Raw genomic sequence first — 19,788 nt, 5'->3', positions numbered from 1 at the left:
AACCTAAAATGAATGTAGAACAAAGTATCGCAAAAGATCTATTAGAGATTGAAGCAGTATTTTTAAATCCAAGTGATCCTTTTACTTGGGCAAGTGGAATCAAAAGCCCCATTTACTGTGATAACCGAATCACGATGAGCTATCCAAACGTCCGAAAAGAAATCGCAAAAGGCTTAGCAAGCAAAATCAAAGAAGCTTTCCCTGAAGTACAAGTAATTGCTGGAACTGCAACGGCAGGAATCCCTCATGCTGCATGGGTAGCGGAAATATTAGACTTGCCAATGGTCTATATTCGAAGTAAGGCGAAAGATCATGGGAAAGGTAACCAAATCGAAGGGCGTATAATTGAAGGTCAGAAGATGGTTGTGATCGAGGATCTGATTTCTACAGGAGGCAGTGTCTTGGAAGCAGCTGAAGCAGCAAAAAGAGAAGGTGCGGATATCCTTGGTGTTGCAGCTATCTTTACGTATGAGTTGCCAAAAGGAAAAGCAAATTTCGAAAAAGCCGAAATCCCTCTTATGACGTTGACCAATTATTCTGTATTGATCGAAGCAGCTTTAGAAGATCGTTATATCGATGAGCAAGAATTAACTCTGCTAAAAGAATGGAAGAAAGATCCTGAAAATTGGCAGTCTTAAGTATAAAAATACTTAGATAGTTGAAGAAATAAAGCTATGTTATTTTGAATATTTCTAAATTACCATTTCTCTACACCGTTATATTTTTTAAGGATACAGTTACATAAACTGTATCCTTATTTTTTTCATAATCCTGCATGGATGATTTGGATGAGGAAATATATCCATAAGATACATATGCATGATCTTCAATAGCGTTGATTACACAAAGTATGAACGACTTCAACGAGTCAAAATAGCCCCTCAACTGTGTTCCTATCCCACAGTCGAGGGGCTATCTTTGTTTTATATATGTAGAAAAGCAGTCCAACACTTTTACAAAATCGATTGAACACTTATCAGTAAATGATAAAAGTGTTGGGAAATAGTTGTAACTATAGCTTTTACAGGCTGAACAGAAGTTGGCACGGTATTTGCTTTATATAAAATTGTCAGCGAGGAGGAAATGAAAATGAATACGATTATTCTAGCTAGTCATGGCGCATTATCTCAAGGGCTAAAACAAACAGCTGAAATGATCTTGGGACCTGCCACTAATATTTATGCATTATCAGCTTATCGCGATGAAGATGAGCCGATAGAACAACAAATACAAAGTATAGTTACAAAATTAGGAAAAGAAAATCTATTTATTCTCACAGATATCTTAGGAGGAAGTGTCAATAATGAAATGATAGGACTGTTAAAGAAAGAGCCAGCAATACGATTGATCACTGGAATGAATCTACCCTTGGTGATTTCAATCGCCACGCAAGTTAACCCAATTGCTGCTGCAGATTTAGAATTGATTATTGAAGAAAGTCGGCAGTCATTGATTGATTGCAATCGATTACTAAAAAAATCAAATGAAGGAGGAGATGATCTATGATCAAGTTCATTCGTATCGATCATCGATTGTTACATGGGCAAGTGGTGTTTTCTTGGAGTAAATCTTTGCAAATCAACCGACTTATAGTGGTGAATGATGAAGCAGCCAATGATGAATTTAAAAAAATGTCTTTAGAACTATCAAAACCTCAAGGAATCAAACTCAATATACTTACCGTTGAAAATACATTGACAAAAATATCTAAAATAGAAGCATTGAATGAAAACATCATGATGATCTTTGGAAATACCAAGGATATTCGTCAGTTTTGCGAAAATTACTCAAACGTTAAGGAAATCAATTACGGAGGCATCATAAAAAAAGAAGGATCAAAACAATTCAGTAATGCTATCTTCTTGACTGAAAATGAGATAGAAGATGCGAAAGTACTAAAATCAATGGGCATCAAACAGTTCATGCAACAGGTTCCAACCTCCAAAAAAGAGGATTTGAATACAATGATTTAAAAAGAAAGGAGTTTACGTTATGTTGTTTCAATCGATTGCCTTAGGTCTGGTCGGAATCATGTGCATCTTGGACTCTAGACTACTAGGGAGGATGAATTTTGAACGGCCTTTAATCGTGAGTACGCTAGTTGGGTTAGTATTAGGTGACTTGGAAAAAGGTTTGTTGGTTGGTGCTTCTCTGGAATTGATGTCGCTTGGTCTGGTAAATATCGGAGCAGCAGCACCACCAGATATGAATATGGCATCCATTATTGCTACAGCTTTTGCTATTCTATCTGGCTCCAATGCTGAAACTGCTCTGACTATTGCCATTCCAATCTCTGTGTTAGGACAAATGCTTGGAATATTGATGCGGACGGTACTCTCAAATCTGACACATTGGGCAGATAATTTAATCAATGAAGGAAAGTTCAGCAGAGCACGACGGATCCACATAATCTATGGTACGGTCTTATATTCACTGATGTATTTTATCCCTATCTTTTTAGCTGTTTACTTTGGAACAGATTTAGTGAAAAATATCGTGAGCAGTATCCCAGTATGGTTGACAAATGGTCTGACTTTAGCAAGCAAAATTTTACCAGCATATGGTTTTGCTTTGTTGTTACAAACGATGTTGACGAAAAAAATGATCCCGTTTTTATTACTTGGTTTTCTAATCACAGCTTACTCTGGATTAAGCATCACAGGTATCGCAGCTTTTGCTTGCATTGTGGCCTTTGTGATGGCACAAGTCAAATTCAATGGTAAAGATAATAGGACAGCTGTAAGCGAACCTGATCCTTTAGATGATTTATAGAAAGGAGTTTTTTTATGACTAAGAAAGATCAAAATAGTTGGAAGTATTGGCAGTTTTTCTGGCGTTCGTGGGCAATACAAGCTTCGTGGAATTACGAACGACAAATGAATATGGGGTTTATGTATGGTATCGCACCAATCATCGATAAAATCTATGACAAGCCAGAAGACAAACAAAAGAAAATCGATGCTTATGAGCGGCACATGGCTTACTACAATTGTACGCCGCAAACAAGTTCATTCGTTTTAGGACTAGCAGCATCTATGGAAGAACAATATGCCGAAGATCAAGAGAATTTCAATCCGGAAACCATCAGTGCTTTGAAGACTTCGCTTATGGGACCATTGTCAGGAATCGGAGACTCTTTCTTCCAAGGAACCATACGTGTTTTGGCCTTTGGCTTTGGAATCAATCTCGCTCAGCAAGGTAGTATCTTAGGCCCTATCTTGGCCATCATCATCTCCTTCATTCCGTCCTTTTTCGTTACATATTATGGCGGAAAAATTGGTTATAATACTGGGAATAAATATTTAGCGAAACTATATCAAGAAGGTCTGATGGATAAAGTGATGTATGTTTGTACGATTATCGGTTTGATGGTCATTGGAGCTATGATTGCTAGCATGATTGGGATCACCACACCGCTAAGATTCGGCAAGGCGTTTGTTTTACAGGATGTTTTAGATAATATCATGCCCCAGTTGATTCCTTTAGGGCTGACATTTTTTATGTATTGGTTGTTGCAAAAGAAAGTTCGGACCGGTTTGATGCTCACTATTTGTATCGCTGGTGGTGTTTTACTAAGTTTATGCGGGATTTTTAATTAAGGGACCAACCTAATTTAGGTTAAAAATAAATAGTATAAGGAGGAATTCAAACATGAATTCAACATTAAGTCCAAAAGATATCGTCAAAGAAATCATCGCGAACAAAGAGGTGGAGTCCATCGTATTTGTCGGCTGTGGTGCATCGAAAGCAGATCTATATCCAGCAAAATATTTTTTAGAACAAAACGCAAACAAATTACGTATCAGCCACTTTACGGCAAATGAATTCAATTATGCGACACCTCGCTCAATCAACGATCATACTGTAGTTATTTCAGCTTCATTGGGAGGTACGACTCCTGAAACTGTTCAAGCTAACGCAGTAGCGAAAGAACAAGGTGCCACAGTTATTAGTTTAACACATAGCGTAGATTCTCCGTTAACGAAAGACGCAGACTATGTGATTTATCATCGTTTCACAGAAGATTACGCGGCAAAACTAGAAAAAACAGGTTACTGCTTAGAACTTGCAGTTGAACTACTAAATCAGATCGAAGGGTATAAAGACTACGACAAGATGATGGATGGTTTCGACAAAATTTATGATTTGTCGCAAGAAAGCGCAAAGGGAGCACGTCTACAAGCAAAAAAATTCGCCGAACGTTTCAAAAATGAAAAGGTGATATATGTTATGAGTTCAGGAGCCACTCATGAAGTTGCGTATTCCACTTCTATTTGTTTAATGATGGAGATGCAATGGATTCACTCTGGTACTTTCCATTCTGGTGAATTTTTCCATGGTCCATTTGAAATCACGGACAAAGACGTACCATTTATCTTATTGATGAATGATGGTCGTACGCGTCAAATGGATGCTCGAGCACTGACCTTTTTGAATCGTTTCGATGCAAAAATAGAAATCGTAGATGCTCTAGATTGGGGACTGTCAGCCCACATTGCGAAAGAGGTTCTTGATTACTTCAATCCATTCGTCATCACAGCAGTATTCCGTGTCTATGCAGAAGAATTAGCTGAAGTACGCCAGCATCCGCTGACAAAGCGTCGTTATATGTGGAAACTAAAGTATTAAATTAGAGCTGAGGCCAAGTGCCTCGGCTTTTCTTCCCTTGCATTGAAAAGGGTTTCTTATTCTCGTACAATTGATTGAGCAAGAGTAAATTGGGTGGTGTTGATCATGAATAAAAAAGTAGAAAAATATTTAAAAGAGCTGACAAAAAATTATAGTGAGCATCATGCAGAAGATTTTTCAGCTTTATCAATTAGCGAAAATGTCGGTTTGAATCGCAGTACAACAAGTTTCTACTTAAATCAAGGAATGAAAGAAGGAGTATTGGTCAAGGTCAAGAGTTACCCCGTCTCTTTTTTACATGTTGAAACTTTAGCTGAACTTGGCATTTTCCACAGAGAATCTGAATATGAAACTTGGGAAGACTTATTTGCAGCAGAAAAAGCCAATGCATTAGAAACGGTGATTGGAGCAAATGGCAGCTTAAGAGAAGTAGTTGATCAAATAAAGACAGCAGTACTTTATCCTGGGAATGGGTTGCCTATTCTTTTATCAGGCAATAGCGGTTCAGGGAAAACATTTTTAGCAGAAAAAATCTATGAATATGCTGTAGCAGAAAAGGTCATCCCAAAAGATGCTCCGTTTATCTCTTATAATTGTGCCCAATATTTCAACAATCCTGAACTCTTGTCTTCTGCTTTGTTTGGTCATGTCAAAGGAGCATTTACTGGAGCGGAAAAAGAACATATTGGATTGATAGAAAAAGCTGATAATGGCGTATTATTTTTGGATGAGGTACACCGCTTAAGTGATGAAGGGCAAGAAAAGCTTTTTACATTTATGGATACAGGAGAAATTTCACCGATGGGGGACAATGCAATCAGACATAAAGCAAACGTCCGTATGATATTTGCAACAACTGAGAATGTCTATCAAACATTTTTGCCGACCTTTATTCGCCGTTTGCCAGTGATTGTCATGTTGCCGAATTATGAACGTCGCCCGCAATCAGAGCGTATGCAACTGATAGACACATTTTTTATCAATGAAGCGAATATTTTGTCAAAACGCATCGATGTAAGTTATCAACTAGTGGACTTTTTGCTTAATAGTGACTTAGAAGGCAATGTAGGGAAGATAAAGAACATCGTGAAATATGTCTGCGGTAGTGCGTACGCCAAAAATCAAAATAGTCTGTCTATTCGAGTTCGTTTGAAGGATCTTCCAACTGAAAATACAATGCAGCTAAAAGAGCAGCTGAAAAAAACAATCAAAGCTTTACCAGACCGCCAATATTTGCCACATACAGCTAATCAAGTCTTTTTAGAATCTTCAGAAGTCAGGCAAATCAGGCAGTTATTTGAAAAAATAGTGCAAATGTATCAAAAAGTTGAAAAGCAAGAATTAATGATCAAAAATTTTATTGATCATACGGTAAATCGAATCAATCATTTGATGGACGAGTTTATTTTTAAAGATAGTTATTCGAAAGAAGAATCATTTTATTCTGTACTAACCTATCAGATACGAGAAACTTTTGAATGGATGCATGAAAACTACGGATTGGAACAAGATGGTAATCGTGTGATTGCCCTAGCGCAGTATCTCTACCATAAAAACAACACAGATATGATTGCAGAAAACCATGAATGGCAAAGTGTCAAAGACAAGTTGTTAGAATTGGTTTCGAGTTCCATAGATACTTCTTATTGGTATGCTAAAAAAGTACTAGGACATATTTCTCGACAATTAGATCAAGATTTTAAAGAGGAAGATTTGATTTTTATTTCCTTTTATTTTCATGGGCTGCAGATCACGCTAGGAGAAAAGAAAATCAAGAGTGTCATTTTAGCTCATGGTTATTCTACTGCTAGCAGTATGGCGAACGTAGGCAATCGGATGCTGAAGCAGAATATCTTTCAAGCTTATGATATGCCAATCAATATCACGTTAGCTAAAGTAGAAGAACAAGTTATTCGCTTTATCAATGATCATCAAACGGACGCCGGGTTGATTTTATTAGTAGATATGGGGTCGTTGAACGAAATCGGAAAAAAGCTAGCAGATAAAATACGTGGACCACTGCTGATTATCGATTATGTCTCTACGCCTCTTGTATTGGAGATTGGGCAGTTGATTCAAAGACAAATGTCTATCGCAGAAATTAGCCAAAAAATAGATATAGAAAACAAAGTAAAAAAACAGCTAATTCTACCAAAAAAAGAAAAAACACAGGCAATCTTAACTTGCTGTTACACTGGAATAGGTTCAGCTACTCAAATACAAGAGATTTTGGAATCTTGTTTAGAAAATCATTGCAAAGAATTGACGATTATTCCGTATGATTACAAAAAATTGCAAAAAAATAAAATGTATGAGGATCCTTTCCATATATATGAAGTATTGATGATTGTAGGAACAGAAGATCCCAAAATCGAACAGGTTCCTTATATTGGTCTTGATCATTTAATTAACGGTGAAGATGTTGAGAAGTTCATTTCAATTCTACAAGATTATTTTGACATACGTGATAAAGATTTAAAAGAACAGCTGATGTTCAGCTTTTCAATTAATAAAATCATCGAGAATTTAACGATTTTGGACGCAACTAAACTATTGCGTTTAGTGCAAAGTGCTGTATCCGTAGCTGAGGAAACCTTAGAGATTACTCTATCTAATAGTAAGTTGTTTTTACTATACCTGCATTGTTGCTGTATGATTGAACGAATTTTAAGGAAAGAAAGTGTGGATGAACAAGAAGATATAGAGGAATATACGACTCAAGCAGGTGCAGAAATGGAACAGATTCATCGTGCCTTTTTCGAAATAGAGAGTGAGTATACTATCAAGATTTCCACATTGGAATTACGATTGATTCATGAAATTATTTATGGATAGGAGGAAGGTTTGTGAATTTAGGCATGATTTTTGATATGGATGGTGTCTTAATTGACTCAGAAAACTTTTATTTTGATCGACGTATGCAATTTTTCAAAGAAAAAAACATCCTACCAGGTTCGACGAATAAGTTGGATTTCGTTGGACTGACAGAAAATGGGATTTGGGAAGTATTGGTCTCAGAAAAAGACCAACGAGCTGATCTTAGAAAAGAATACCTTGCGTACCGGGAAAAACATCCTATTGACTTTAAAATAGCACTGCGAAAGGGTGCGGAAGACATCTTGGATTATTTAAAAAAGAAAAGTATCAAAATTGCTCTTGCTTCTTCTTCTCCGCAAAGAGAAATCGACAAAATGCTGACACAGAATGCTTTAGCAGCTTACTTCGATTTTGTCATTTCAGGGGAAAAGCTATCTAAAAGCAAACCACATCCAGAAATTTATCAAATCGCAGTCAATGCATTGGAGCGTAGACATTGCATCGCAGTAGAAGATTCTCCTGTTGGTATTGCATCAGCAAAAGCAGCTAATTTATATACGATTGCATTAAAGCAAGATCTGCCCCTTGATCAGACACAAGCAGATATCGTGATTGATGAGTTGAATGATATCATCAAAATAATCGAAACTTACGATATAGATTGATTTAACTATCTGAAAAAGATTTAAATGCTCCGAAATTTCGTGAAATTTTTGAACAAGAATCTTAAGCATATAATTAATTGATTGTGAGAAAAAATGGCTATCAATCGATATAGAAACAATCCAAAAACTGATTGCGAGAAGCATCTTTTCATCAGGTATGAAAAGAAATTTCTATCGTGATCAGTTTTTGATTTTTGCAAAATTTATTTTGCTAAGACTGGTTAGCAGAGAGAAGAGAATAATCTCTTCTCTGACTCTATTCTATCGAGATTTTCTCTATTTTTTGGTAAGCGGGCTGTTGCGAAAATGGAAAAGAGCGGAAATGTTGCGAATGTCAGTTATTTAATGATATGATATTCGGAAAAAGAAATCTCAAAGGGAGGTAACTTTTATGGGATTGAATGAATTTATTTTAGGATTGAACAATTTAGAGACGATCACAAGGGCACCTGGTTTTTTTAAATATACAGAGCATACAGTTGCAGCACATTCGTATCGTGTAGCATCTATTGCGCAAGTTCTGGGAGATATTGAAGAAGCAAATGGGCAGCCAATCGATTGGAAACTGCTCTATGAAAAATCATTGAATCATGACTATACCGAACGTTTCATCGGTGATATCAAAACACCAGTGAAATATGCAAGCAAAGAATTAAGAGGGATGCTGCAAACAGTTGAAGAAAAGATGACGGACGAATTCATCAACCAAGAGATTCCAGCTGAGTTCCAAGAAGTGTATCGCCGTCGGTTGTTCGAAGGAAAAGATGAAACCGTAGAAGGAGAACTATTAGCCATTTCAGATAAGGTTGACCTTCTTTATGAGTCTTTTGATGAAATCATCAAAAATAATCCAGAAAAAGTTTACAAGGAGATGTTCATTGAGGCAGTGACGACTATCAAAGGCTTTGAACATCGGCCTTCTGTTCAGTATTTCTTTAAAGAGATATTTCCTGAACTATTGAACCAGGAATTTTATGGAAAAGAGGCGTTTTTAGAAACCGTCTCAACGATTGTAAAGAAAGAAGAAAAATAAAAACGATATGAGATGCAGGGGGAAGTATAGTTGAAAAAGAATATGGATGTCGAATGGGGCTATTCTGGAGACAGAGGTCCGGAAAATTGGGCGAATTTATGTGATTGGTTTGCGAGAGGTGCAGAATTTCCGTTGCAGTCACCTATTCATTTAACAAAAGGTGAAGAAATAAAAACGAAAGGAGATACACTTTCGTTTCATTATCAAAAGCAACGTTTTACTGACAAGGAATTCAAAAATACGATTCATTTAGTACCTTTTGATCAACTCAGTTATGTAGAGTTCAAGAAAGAACGCTACTATTTGACAGATATTCATTTCCACTTACCATCTGAACATATCATCGACGGGAACCAGGAAGATATTGAGTTTCATTTTGTTCATATGAACAGCAAAAAAGAGAATTTGGTCGTGGGAGTCATGTATCAGTTAATGGAACAGGAAGGTTGGTTTTATGATCAAGAAAACGGAGAGAGATGGAATTTAGAAAAACATGAACACTGGGTAAATCCGGATGTCTTCTTTCCAGAGAAAAAAAGCCATTTTCATTATGTAGGTTCATTGACAACTCCACCTACCAGCGGGCCAATCCAATGGTTTGTGATGGATCATGTAGGAAAATTGAACCAAGAGTTTCTTCTACCCTTCAAAGGGCAGTATGCACAGCCGAACAACCGACCAATTCAACCCTTGAATGGAAGAGAAATTTATTATTTTGAGGAGTTTGAGCAATGAATATTCAACAAATGAAATATGTGGTCGCTGTGGCAAACAATGGTAGTTTCAGAGAAGCAGCAAAGAAAATGTTTGTTTCGCAACCAAGTCTTTCAGCTGGTATCAAAGAATTAGAAACTGAGTTAGGAATTACGCTGTTTACTCGAACGAATCGAGGTGCATATTTAACAGAAGAAGGACAAGACTTCTTAAATCGTGCCGAAAAAATCTTGGTTCAGCTTGATACATTAGAAAGTCACTATCTAACGAGTGAAAAGAGAGAGAATTTTTCAATCGCTGCCCAGCATTATGATTTCTTAGGTCCTTTGACCGCACAGCTACTCGAGGAATTCAAAGATGAAATCAAACAATTTCGGATCATGGAGACGACGACGGCGAGAGTAATCGAAGAAGTCAAAGAGCAGCACAGTGAAATCGGCATTATTTATATGAACGAGCATAATCAAGCTGGTATCAGAAGATATTTGCAACAAGGAGAACTAAGTGGCCGCAGCATTGGAAAATTTAAAACACACATTTTTTTAAGGCATGGGCATCCGCTAGCTACACACGCAGAGATCACAAAAGAAGAATTGTTATCTTATCCTCAAGTTCGTTTTACACAGGATGGAAATAATTTTCCGTATTTTTATGAAGACCTTATCGAGATTCCTGATCAAGAAACAGTGATCTATACCAGTGATCGAGGGACTTTGATGAATATCGTTCTTGAAACTGATGCGTACGCTTCAGGGTCTGGTATTGTGATTGGAGGAATTCGTGAGCACTTGCGGTTAATTCCTTTAGCAGAAGGTGAACTAAATGAATTTTATATCATTTATTCGGCAAAGCGCCCGCTCAGTGAAATCGCTCAAAGATTTATCAAAGAGCTTACTCGGTTACTGGACCAACAGAATTAAGAAAAGTAGACGGAACATCTGACTGATATTAAGTAGAAAGAACAGCCAAACAAAACAGTTTATTCGAAATAAGGGGTTGTGACACGAATTTTGTCACAACCCCTCTTTTTATAGAAAGCAATCTATAACTGATTGCTTTTATGAAAAAGTACGAAAATATGATTCTAAGAAAATACATTCATTACCCGTTTTGTTTCATAGCTATAATTTTCTCTTCTTCTGGTGTCACGATGACTGTTTTCTGATTTTCATAAATGACGTAACCAGGTTTGGCACCATTTGGCTTGCGGATATGCTTCACCTGTACAAGATCAACTGGTACTTGGGCAGAATACCGATATTTTGAAAAATAGGCAGCTAACTCGGCAGCTTCGGTAATTGTTTCATCTGAAGGCTGATCACTTTTGATGATGACGTGCGAACCAGGGATATTTTTTGCATGAAGCCAATAGTCGGTTTTCTTAGCTGTTTTCATTGTCAGCTGGTCATTTTGAAGATTGTTTTTACCAACAAGAATGAGCGTTCCGTCAGAAGAAAAGTATTGATCAGGCTGAGATGGTTTCTTTTTCTTTTGTTTTTTCTGTGTCTTCTTTTTCAAATAGCCCTCAGCAGTCAATTCTTCTTTGATTGCTTCGATATCCATCGGACCGGCAATTTCCAGTTGAGACAAGACAGATTCAAGATATTGGATTTCATCTTTGGCTTCTTGGATTTGTTCGCCAATCAACTTAACGGCGTTCTTCAGCTTTTGGTATCGATGGAAATATTTCTGTGCATTTTGATTTGGCGTCAGCGCCGGATCTAATGCTATTTTGATTGGCCGATCTTCTTCATAATAATTAGGTAAAACAACTTCTTTTACGCCACGTGGCACTTGTGCCAGAAAAGTAGTAAGTAGTTCGCCATCTCTACGGTAATTCTCAGCGTTTTCGGATTCTTTAAGTGTTTGTTCACGTTTTTTTAATTTATTTTTATTTCGTTTTAGTTCATTTTCGATTTTTCGGATCAGTTCTCCGCCTTGTTGTTTTGCCCGATCTTTCTCCGCTTTTTCGTGATAATAGCTATCTAATAATTGACTGAGTGTTGGATAAGCTGTTACAACAGATGCTTGTTCGGAAAATACTTGGTAAACGATCGGCGTAAAGAAATCTTTATTTGTCGTTTCGTAAAAAGTAGGAACTGGGTGATTGATGATCGATGAGAAAAATTCGTCCCAAACAACCATTTTTTCATTAGGACGTTCAAGCAATCTCTTGGTCAGCTCTTGAGCAGTATCGAAACCGATTCCCTGAAACTGATGTTGGATTGCTTTTGGTTCTAGTTCAGTTTGAGAAAGTCGCTGAAAGATTTTTTCTTTATCGGAGCTAAATGGATTCAAGACCTCTTGTTTTGGCGGAGCAATGTATTCTACGCCGGGAAGCAAAGAACGATAAGTGTTTTGAGAGCTTCCGATGTGTTTGATCGCGTCCAATATTTTCCCAGTTTCTTGATTAACTAAGACGATCGTGCTATGACGTCCCATTAATTCAACGATCAATATGATATTCTGTAGATCGCCTAACTCGTTGCGCTTAGCAAAGTGAAAATGGATCACTCGATCGTTTTCGATTTGTTCGATGTTTTCTAAAATAGCACCATCCAAATATTTTCGAAGCATCATCACGAAGTTAGGTGGATTATCAGGATTCTGATAATCGATTTGGGTAATCTGTACACGAGCATAACTAGGGTGCGCAGATAATAATAATCGATGGTTTTTGCCGCGTGAACGAATCACCAGCACGATTTCATTTTCATAAGGCTGATGGATTTTCGAGATCCGACCAGATAGTAACGTTTCACGCAATTCGTTGACCATCGCATGGGTAAATACACCATCAAAGGACATGGTTCATTCCTCATTTCTTTTCATAAGTATGTTCATTATAACGAAAAAAAGAAGAAAAACCAATTTGTCCGAATAGTGAAGCAAAAGTCTAGAAAAAACTTGGACTAATTACATAAAAAACAGTGTTTCTATCGTTGAAATCCAAATTTTTAGGTATAATAAAAAATAGGAGAAAAAGTAGAAAAGAAGGTGTTTGTTATTTGGGAAGCAGTTAAATCGAGAGTACAAGAAATGAATGAACATTTCTCAGTGTCATTCGCAGAAAATCCAAGTAAGTATTTTCGACGTCTTGTGTTTCTGCTCATCTTATCATTGCTGCTAACAATTGCGATGTTTTTGTTGCCGGAAAAAATCCGAGAAGAGCAAGTAAATAGTCTTGTTTATTCATCCATACCAACCAGTAAATTAAAACCTTTTGATTACAGCCAAGCGGATCAGAAAATCAAACAAAGCCGAGCGATATCGGTGATGTTCAGCAAACCGAACGGGAAAACCTATCAGGATATGCTGGATGTCTTTAATGATCCTGAGCTTATGGAAGAATTGAATCGACCGATCTTTTATTATCCGATCGTTTATGATGTATATGAACTGGAACAAAAATATAACATACGAACGGATGAAGTGACATTTATTTTCTTTGATGGAGGAAAAGAAGCAAATCGGATAACTGCGGGTAAGGGAGGGATAACTGATTTTGATAAGAAGTTGATCCCTGAGCTGAATCGACTACCGTTAGCCAATATCAAACAATTAGAAGAGGAAATGGATAGAACAGGAACAGCTTCCCCAAACGCCGAGACTGCTAATTGAGTCGTTAGCGTGATGAAATGGTGGGTCTATATAGCGCTATTTTTAATTATCAGAACAAGTGATGTTTGATCTTCAAAATAACAAATGAAAAAAATGAAAAATATAGTTGACGAAATTCAAAAATTCGATTAGACTTAAATCAATTCTTAAGGAAAGGGTGACCTGTAATGAACTTATCAAAACGTATTTCAGCAGAGAACAAAAAAAATTGGCGCAGCTGGCGTAGATAAGTTGTATTAATGGTGAAACTTTCCCATAGATACAACTTTTTAGAGTGCATTTCTAAAGCTTGTATCTATGCTAGACATGAACATTGACTGCCGCATAGATCCTATCTATGCGGTTTTTTGTGTAAAGACAATGACCGTTTTGGCCATTGTCTTTTTTTGTAGACTGGATACTTGCCTGAATATAATAAATAAAAAGATTGACTTTGCAGGAGGAAAAAAATGAAAAACAAACGTTTAATAACAGTTGTAGTAATTATTTTAGTTTATTTAGCAGGTGCATTTATTTATGGAAAAGCCTCAGGAGAAAAAGAAAGTACTTCGACGAACCAGACAAAGAAAACAACAGTTGTCGGGGTATTGCAATATGTGAGCCATCCGGCATTAGATGAGATTTATCGAGGGATCAAAGATGGTCTGAAAGAAGAAGGATTAAAAGAAGGAGAAAATCTTGAAATCAAATTTCAAAATGGACAAGCCGATCAGAGCAAGCTAGCCACAATGAGTCAACAGCTAGTACAATCCGATCCTGATGTTTTGATCGGAATCGCAACGCCTGCTGCTCAATCATTAGCAAACACGACTTCGTCGATCCCCGTTGTATTAGGTGCTGTAACGGATCCTGTGGGAGCTGGATTAGTTGCTTCTTTAGAGAAGCCTGGTGGAAACGTGACAGGTGTTTCTGATCAGCCACCTGTTGCTTCACAAATCAAGCTTGCTTCTGATTTGTTGCCAAATGCAAAAAAAGTCGGGATCTTGTATGCTTCTTCGGAAGATAATTCAAAATACCAAGTAGCACAAGCGGAAGAAGCTGCAAAAAAAGAAGGGTTAGAAGCAGTAAAATATGCGGTGCCGTCCACTAATGAGATTGCACAAACGGTACAAGTGATGAGCCGACAAGTCGATTTTATCTATGTTCCATTAGACAATACGATTGCCAATGCGATGCAAACAGTGGTAAAAGAAGCAAACAAAGCAAATATCCCCGTCATTCCATCTGTGGATACAATGGTGGAACAAGGCGGACTAGCAACAATCGGGATCAATCAATATCAATTAGGGCTTCAAAGCGGTAAGATGGCGGCAGAACTTGCGAGCGGAAAAGAAAAACCGGAAACGACGCCTGTTTATACGTTTGATCAAGGGGATACAGTGATCAATCAATCTCAGGCTGATCGCTTAGGAATCACTATTCCTCAATCGATGAAAGAAAAAGCCAAAATCATTACAGATGAGTCGCAACAAGAAACATCTAAGGAGGATGACAAATGATCGTATCAGCTATTTCACAAGGCATGCTTTGGGCAATATTAGGATTAGGGATTTTCATGACCTATCGGATCTTAGATTTTCCTGATATGACGACAGAAGGGTCCTTCCCGTTAGGTGCTGCTGTCTGTGTGACAGCTATCACTCATGGGGTAGCACCGATCTTAGCTACGTTATTGGGCGTAGGCGCTGGTATGGTAGCAGGACTCATTACAGGGTTACTTTATACAAAAGGAAAGATACCGGTTATTCTAGCAGGGATTTTAGTGATGTCAGGATTGAACTCAGTTATTTTGTTTGTGATGCGAACACCAAATCTTTCTTTATTGAATCATCCGATTCTGCAAGACAGCTTCCATCGCTTTGGGTTACCTGATTACTTTGACACAGTCCTTCTTGGCTTCATCTCTTTGGGCATCTTGATTGCTGTACTGCTATTCTTCTTCAATACAGATTTAGGTCAAGGCTATATTGCGACAGGAGACAACGAAACGATGGCTCGGTCGTTAGGGATAAAAACCGATCGTATGAAAATTTTAGGTTTAACTTTGTCGAACGGTGTCATTGCATTATCCGGTGCGCTGATTGCCCAGAACGACGGATATGCAGATGTAAATAAAGGGATTGGCGTAATCGTCATCGGTCTTGCTTCCATCATCATCGGTGAAGTGATCTTCCAAGAATTGACGCTAGCAGAAAGATTGATTGCTATTGTTGTCGGCAGTATCATTTATCAGCTATTGATTTTAGTAGTAATCAAACTAGGGTTTGACACGACTTATCTGAAGTTGTTCTCCGCTATCATCTTAGCTATTTGTCTGATGATCCCGCAATTGAAGAAAGCACTGAACTTAAAAACGGGTTTTGAGAAGGAGGCATAGTAATGACAGATATATTGACAATCAAAAATGGCAGAAAAGTCGTAAACAATGGAATGAATGAAGAGAAAGTACTATTGGATGAAATCAACCTTACAATCAGAGAAGGGGACTTCATCACTGTCCTTGGCGGGAATGGTGCTGGAAAAAGCACACTGTTCAATACGATCGCTGGTACGCTTCAACTTAGTCAAGGATCGATCTCTTTTAAAGATCAGCTGATTACAAAAGATTCAGAAGAAAAAAGAGCACGATTCCTTTCTCGGGTTTTCCAAGACCCTAAGATGGGAACGGCACCCCGGATGACTGTAGCAGAAAATCTGCTGCTTGCACAAAAAAGAGGGCAAAAGCGGAAATTCCGTTTACGTAACTTGAAAAATCAAAAAGAAGATTTTTTCAGACTATGTCAAGAAGTAGGTAATGGCCTAGAACAACATTTGGATACTCCAGCAGGGGAATTATCTGGCGGTCAACGGCAAGCATTAAGTTTGCTGATGGCGACGATCACGGCTCCAGAATTACTGTTATTAGATGAACATACTGCCGCTTTAGATCCTAAAACAGCTAAAGCATTAATGCAGTTAACCAATCAGCGGATCAATGAACAAAAATTGACTTGTCTCATGATCACGCATCGAATGGAAGACGCCTTGAAATACGGAAATCGTCTGATCGTACTTCAAAAAGGAAAAATCGTTCAGGATCTTTCTGAAAAAGAAAAGCAACATTTGACAATGGGCGACCTTTTGCAATTCTTTGAAGAAGTAGTGGATTGATTTCGACAGAAAGTCTCCTTCCAGTAGAAGGACTTGAAAACTCATTGACATCTTCCTTTGATTCATCCTATACTTAAAACAATAAACAATTGAACATATATGGGTGTTTTGTAGGATCGCGTAGTCAATGATTTTAACAATTAAATAGAATATTCTTTGCTCTGACAAGTGAACGATGAGAAAAGACTTTGCTACTTTGCCACCTAGACGTTTCGTACTTTTTCGTATCAAACGCTAAGTGGCTTTTTTTATTGAAGTAAGAACAAAGGAGGAATAAGATGATTTCTGGAAAAACCAAATTAGCTGGACTCTTTGCTGATCCAGCTTCTCACAGTTTATCTCCATTGATGCACAATACTGCTTTTGAAGCAAACGATACCGATGCGGTGTATTTAGCTTTCAAAGTAAATCCAATGAATTTGAAGCAAGCAGTCGAAAGTATTCAAACTTTTGATATGTTAGGTGTAAACCTTTCGATGCCGAATAAAACAGCGGTTATTCCTTACCTGGATGAGGTAAGTCAGGAAGCACAATTGATCGGAGCAGTGAATACGATCGTGCACGAAAAGGCTCGTTTGATTGGCTATAATACCGATGGTGCGGGCTTCATGCAATCTGTGCAAGAAGCTGGGATTTCAATCGAAAAGAAAAAAATGACTCTGCTGGGCGCTGGAGGTGCAGCAAAGGCAGTCACTGTTCAAGCAGCGTTAGACGGCGCTGAGGAAATCGTAGTTTATAAACGAAACAACCAAACATTCGCTCAAGTAAAAGAAACATTCGAACAACTCAGCTATCGAACTTCTTGTAAGATAAAAGTTCGTGACTTTGCCGATACGGATCAATTAAGAAAAGACTTGAAAGAAAGCTGCCTTCTAGTCAATGCAACAGATATCGGGATGGGAAAGAAAATCAATCAGTCACCGCTCTTAGATATAAACATGATGCATGAGAATCTAGCGGTTTTTGATTTGATTTATGCACCTAGAGAAACACGTTTATTAAAAGAAGCAAAAAAAGTAGGAGCAAAAGGATACAATGGACTTGGCATGTTGATCTACCAAGGAGCAATCGCGTTTGAATTATGGACAAAGGAAAAGATGCCGATCCATGTGATTGAAAAGCTGTTTGAATAAAAAAGGATAATAGATAAAGATTTTTTATTCTCGCATAAACGGTCTCAAGAAAAGTAATCCTTTATGTATCGAAGCATTTATTTCGTTATTTTTTATTAAATTATCAAAAAATGATAGGCTTTTGTCGATTGGTTATCGTATCCTTTATTTATCAGTAAGAAACGAGGAGGAACCACAATGAGTCGGATGGATCGCTATAAGGACATCCATAAGAAGGCGAAACCTCTGAAGCGGGATACGGGGAGTATTTTTGCTAGAAGAGAACGAAAACGAACGCGTATGGAAAATGAGGAAGATGCTACCCGTATTGATGAAAGAGAGCAGCACTCATTTGAACATTTGAACCAACACGAACAACAGATATATAGAGATGCACCAAGAGCAGAAGAACAACAAAAAAATAAAAAATTTTTCAATCGGCAAAAAAAGAACAAACCGTTGAAGCCTCGAAGAAAGCGATCGTGGAAAAAAATCATTCTATCGATTTTGCTTGTTTTGATCCTTTATTCAGGAATCTCATTTTTTATTGGTAAATATGTAGCTGAACATGACACGAGCTTAGAGGCAGCGACTTCAGAAACCTTTCATGGGCAAAAAGCGACGAATGGTGCGCATAATATTTTGATTCTTGGGAGTGATACACGCGGAGAAGATGCCGGGCGAGCCGATACGATCATGGTCTTACAGTTGGATGGTCCTTCCCATAAGCCGAAACTGATTTCTTTTATGCGTGACAGCTTCGTTACGATTCCAGGGGTAGGACAAAATAAGATCAATTCAGCTTATGCATACGGAGGAGCCGATCTAGTGCGTCAAACTTTAGTAGAAAATTTTGGAATCGATTGTCAATACTATGCGAAAGTCGATTTCAAATCGTTTGAAAAAGTGATCGATGCCTTATTCATGAACGGAGTGAAGATCGATGCAGAAAAAGATCTGAATCTGGATGGTGTAGACATTAAAAAAGGGGTCCAGAAGATGGATGGACATGTTCTTTTGCAATATGCACGTTTCCGAATGGATGAAGAAGGAGACTTTGGCCGTGTCAGACGCCAACAACAAGTAATGAATGCTATTTTCAGCCAATTGAAGAATCCATTGAATCTGATCCGTGCACCTTATGCAGCTGGTAAAGCTTTAGGGTATACATCCACAGATGTCACTGCTTGGTTCTTGACGAAAAACCTCTTTTCGATTGCACGAGGAGCTGGTGGCATTGATCGAATAAGTGTGCCAGTAGACGGTTCGTGGAATTATGGGCAAAGTGATTATGCTGGAAGTATTCTTGAAATTGATAATCAAATGAATCAATCTGCTATTACAGATTTTTTGAATAAATGATCATAAAAAAGATCAAGAAGAAGCTATGGCAAGGCTTTTTTCATGAATCAATCAAACGATTCACTCGTAAAAAACGCTTTCTTATGGTAGATTATAACCAAGAAAGGAGCTGTTTTCATTGGATATCTATCTGAACTTCAAAAATGAGTCTCGTGAAGCCATCGCTTTTTATGAAAAAGTTTTTGAGACTGAAGCATCAGGTATCACCACATACGGTGAAATGCCTGGAATAGAACAAATGAACTTGCCAGAAGAAGCAAAAAATCTAATCACGAATGCACGGTTGAACATTTATGATACATTAGTTATGTTTGCAGATACGCCAGAAGGAATTGGTCCTGAATTAGTTGTTGGAAATAATGTTTCTTTAGTCATCCAAACAAGAAATGAAGAAGAAACGAAGCGTCTATTTGAAAGCTTAGCTGAGGGTGGTAAGATTGAGATGCCGCTGGATGCTGTTCCGTGGGCTCAGTTGTATGGGATGGTAACTGATCGATTTGGCATCAACTGGCAGATTAACCAAGAGTGACAGCTAAAGATGAGTATTTTCTGGAAACATCAAGCAGCAAACGGAACATCGTTTGTTTGCTTGATGTTTTTTGTGCCTATTTCGACTATACGGTATCTTTTTTTTATTGCCAGATGCGAAAATATGTTCCATAATAGAGAAGTCCGCAAAAAATCA

General features: G+C 37.8%; 19 protein-coding genes and 1 pseudogene. 19 read left to right on the top strand and 1 reads right to left on the bottom strand.

Features of this window, described 5'->3' with window-relative positions:
• Nucleotides 1–8 precede the first annotated feature (8 nt).
• The 12 genes and pseudogenes from pyrE to IGJ53_RS07710 all read left to right on the top strand — a co-directional run bounded on the left by pyrE (nt 9) and on the right by IGJ53_RS07710 (nt 10,778).
• The gene (gene pyrE, locus IGJ53_RS07765) at nt 9–638 is read left to right on the top strand and encodes an orotate phosphoribosyltransferase (RefSeq protein WP_042956978.1); all 630 of its coding nucleotides are present in this window, start codon (nt 9–11) and stop codon (nt 636–638) included.
• Between the two features lie 451 nt (nt 639–1,089).
• Complete coding sequence (locus IGJ53_RS07760) at nt 1,090–1,506, top strand: PTS sugar transporter subunit IIA (RefSeq protein ID WP_002324822.1); 417 nt, start codon at nt 1,090–1,092, stop codon at nt 1,504–1,506.
• Nucleotides 1,503–1,973, top strand: a complete 471-nt coding sequence (locus IGJ53_RS07755; protein ID WP_010732644.1) for a PTS sugar transporter subunit IIB — start codon at nt 1,503–1,505, stop codon at nt 1,971–1,973. Before IGJ53_RS07760 ends, IGJ53_RS07755 begins: the two co-directional genes overlap by 4 nt.
• A gap of 19 nt (nt 1,974–1,992) precedes the next feature.
• Nucleotides 1,993–2,772 carry a PTS mannose/fructose/sorbose/N-acetylgalactosamine transporter subunit IIC gene (locus IGJ53_RS07750; protein ID WP_002313784.1) on the top strand — a complete coding sequence of 260 codons (780 nt, stop codon included), beginning with the start codon at nt 1,993–1,995 and terminating at the stop codon, nt 2,770–2,772.
• A gap of 14 nt (nt 2,773–2,786) precedes the next feature.
• Nucleotides 2,787–3,599: a PTS system mannose/fructose/sorbose family transporter subunit IID gene (locus IGJ53_RS07745; protein ID WP_002335700.1), complete on the top strand. Its 813-nt coding sequence runs from the start codon at nt 2,787–2,789 to the stop codon at nt 3,597–3,599.
• A 52-nt stretch (nt 3,600–3,651) separates the two neighbouring features.
• Complete coding sequence (locus IGJ53_RS07740; RefSeq protein ID WP_010732643.1) at nt 3,652–4,629, top strand: SIS domain-containing protein; 978 nt, start codon at nt 3,652–3,654, stop codon at nt 4,627–4,629.
• Nucleotides 4,630–4,734: 105 nt separating this feature from the next.
• Nucleotides 4,735–7,464, top strand: coding sequence for a sigma 54-interacting transcriptional regulator (locus tag IGJ53_RS07735; RefSeq protein ID WP_259741838.1), 2,730 nt, complete (start codon nt 4,735–4,737; stop codon nt 7,462–7,464).
• An 11-nt stretch (nt 7,465–7,475) separates the two neighbouring features.
• On the top strand, nt 7,476–8,111 hold the full coding sequence (locus IGJ53_RS07730) for an HAD family hydrolase (RefSeq protein WP_259741837.1): 636 nt from the start codon (nt 7,476–7,478) through the stop codon (nt 8,109–8,111).
• Nucleotides 8,112–8,187: 76 nt separating this feature from the next.
• A pseudogene (locus IGJ53_RS07725) lies at nt 8,188–8,465 on the top strand (hypothetical protein).
• 37 nt (nt 8,466–8,502) lie between these two features.
• On the top strand, nt 8,503–9,144 hold the full coding sequence (locus tag IGJ53_RS07720; protein WP_010732640.1) for a YfbR-like 5'-deoxynucleotidase: 642 nt from the start codon (nt 8,503–8,505) through the stop codon (nt 9,142–9,144).
• A gap of 42 nt (nt 9,145–9,186) precedes the next feature.
• Nucleotides 9,187–9,879, top strand: a complete 693-nt coding sequence (locus IGJ53_RS07715; RefSeq protein ID WP_002372449.1) for a carbonic anhydrase family protein — start codon at nt 9,187–9,189, stop codon at nt 9,877–9,879.
• Complete coding sequence (locus IGJ53_RS07710) at nt 9,876–10,778, top strand: LysR family transcriptional regulator (protein ID WP_002372451.1); 903 nt, start codon at nt 9,876–9,878, stop codon at nt 10,776–10,778. Before IGJ53_RS07715 ends, IGJ53_RS07710 begins: the two co-directional genes overlap by 4 nt.
• A 181-nt stretch (nt 10,779–10,959) precedes the next feature.
• Here the strand turns inward: IGJ53_RS07710 and efbA are convergent, their stop codons facing one another.
• Nucleotides 10,960–12,666, bottom strand: coding sequence for a fibronectin-binding protein EfbA (gene efbA / locus IGJ53_RS07705; RefSeq protein ID WP_438749982.1), 1,707 nt, complete (start codon nt 12,664–12,666; stop codon nt 10,960–10,962).
• 189 nt (nt 12,667–12,855) lie between these two features.
• Between efbA and IGJ53_RS07700 the strand changes: the two genes are divergently transcribed.
• The 7 genes from IGJ53_RS07700 (at nt 12,856) to IGJ53_RS07670 (ending at nt 19,632) form a co-directional block, all read left to right on the top strand.
• Entirely contained in the window at nt 12,856–13,479 is a 624-nt protein-coding gene (locus IGJ53_RS07700) for a hypothetical protein (RefSeq protein WP_438749980.1), read from the top strand.
• A 449-nt stretch (nt 13,480–13,928) separates the two neighbouring features.
• The gene (gene trpX, locus IGJ53_RS07695) at nt 13,929–14,978 is read left to right on the top strand and encodes a tryptophan ABC transporter substrate-binding protein (protein WP_010732636.1); all 1,050 of its coding nucleotides are present in this window, start codon (nt 13,929–13,931) and stop codon (nt 14,976–14,978) included.
• The gene (locus IGJ53_RS07690; protein WP_002309295.1) at nt 14,975–15,856 is read left to right on the top strand and encodes an ABC transporter permease; all 882 of its coding nucleotides are present in this window, start codon (nt 14,975–14,977) and stop codon (nt 15,854–15,856) included. The genes trpX and IGJ53_RS07690 overlap by 4 nt, the downstream gene beginning before the upstream one ends.
• A gap of 2 nt (nt 15,857–15,858) precedes the next feature.
• Nucleotides 15,859–16,629: an ABC transporter ATP-binding protein gene (locus tag IGJ53_RS07685; RefSeq protein WP_002309294.1), complete on the top strand. Its 771-nt coding sequence runs from the start codon at nt 15,859–15,861 to the stop codon at nt 16,627–16,629.
• A gap of 278 nt (nt 16,630–16,907) precedes the next feature.
• Nucleotides 16,908–17,762 (top strand): shikimate dehydrogenase, encoded by an 855-nt coding sequence (gene aroE / locus IGJ53_RS07680; RefSeq protein ID WP_438749977.1) that lies wholly within the window; start codon nt 16,908–16,910, stop codon nt 17,760–17,762.
• Between the two features lie 177 nt (nt 17,763–17,939).
• Entirely contained in the window at nt 17,940–19,103 is a 1,164-nt protein-coding gene (locus IGJ53_RS07675) for an LCP family protein (protein WP_259741833.1), read from the top strand.
• 118 nt (nt 19,104–19,221) lie between these two features.
• Entirely contained in the window at nt 19,222–19,632 is a 411-nt protein-coding gene (locus IGJ53_RS07670; RefSeq protein ID WP_002299733.1) for a VOC family protein, read from the top strand.
• The last annotated feature ends 156 nt before the right edge of the window (nt 19,633–19,788 follow it).

The organism is Enterococcus sp. DIV1283b, assembly GCF_051710965.1.
GTDB lineage: Bacteria > Bacillota > Bacilli > Lactobacillales > Enterococcaceae > Enterococcus_B > Enterococcus_B lactis.
Note: the sequence above shows the minus strand (reverse complement) of the source record. Positions and strands in the feature narration are given on the sequence as shown.

Excerpts from the sequence above, each read along its gene's own strand:
- IGJ53_RS07710 (WP_002372451.1), top strand. The coding sequence starts at position 9,876 with ATGAATATTCAACAAATGAAATATGTGGTCGCTGTGGCAAACAATGGT.
- pyrE (WP_042956978.1), top strand. The coding sequence starts at position 9 with ATGAATGTAGAACAAAGTATCGCAAAAGATCTATTAGAGATTGAAGCA.
- IGJ53_RS07735 (WP_259741838.1), top strand. The coding sequence starts at position 4,735 with ATGAATAAAAAAGTAGAAAAATATTTAAAAGAGCTGACAAAAAATTAT.
- IGJ53_RS07755 (WP_010732644.1), top strand. The coding sequence starts at position 1,503 with ATGATCAAGTTCATTCGTATCGATCATCGATTGTTACATGGGCAAGTG.
- IGJ53_RS07745 (WP_002335700.1), top strand. The coding sequence starts at position 2,787 with ATGACTAAGAAAGATCAAAATAGTTGGAAGTATTGGCAGTTTTTCTGG.
- IGJ53_RS07740 (WP_010732643.1), top strand. The coding sequence starts at position 3,652 with ATGAATTCAACATTAAGTCCAAAAGATATCGTCAAAGAAATCATCGCG.
- IGJ53_RS07715 (WP_002372449.1), top strand. The coding sequence starts at position 9,187 with ATGGATGTCGAATGGGGCTATTCTGGAGACAGAGGTCCGGAAAATTGG.
- IGJ53_RS07690 (WP_002309295.1), top strand. The coding sequence starts at position 14,975 with ATGATCGTATCAGCTATTTCACAAGGCATGCTTTGGGCAATATTAGGA.
- IGJ53_RS07750 (WP_002313784.1), top strand. The coding sequence starts at position 1,993 with ATGTTGTTTCAATCGATTGCCTTAGGTCTGGTCGGAATCATGTGCATC.
- IGJ53_RS07675 (WP_259741833.1), top strand. The coding sequence starts at position 17,940 with ATGAGTCGGATGGATCGCTATAAGGACATCCATAAGAAGGCGAAACCT.
- trpX (WP_010732636.1), top strand. The coding sequence starts at position 13,929 with ATGAAAAACAAACGTTTAATAACAGTTGTAGTAATTATTTTAGTTTAT.
- IGJ53_RS07685 (WP_002309294.1), top strand. The coding sequence starts at position 15,859 with ATGACAGATATATTGACAATCAAAAATGGCAGAAAAGTCGTAAACAAT.
- IGJ53_RS07720 (WP_010732640.1), top strand. The coding sequence starts at position 8,503 with ATGGGATTGAATGAATTTATTTTAGGATTGAACAATTTAGAGACGATC.
- efbA (WP_438749982.1), bottom strand. The coding sequence starts at position 12,666 with ATGTCCTTTGATGGTGTATTTACCCATGCGATGGTCAACGAATTGCGT.
- aroE (WP_438749977.1), top strand. The coding sequence starts at position 16,908 with ATGATTTCTGGAAAAACCAAATTAGCTGGACTCTTTGCTGATCCAGCT.
- IGJ53_RS07760 (WP_002324822.1), top strand. The coding sequence starts at position 1,090 with ATGAATACGATTATTCTAGCTAGTCATGGCGCATTATCTCAAGGGCTA.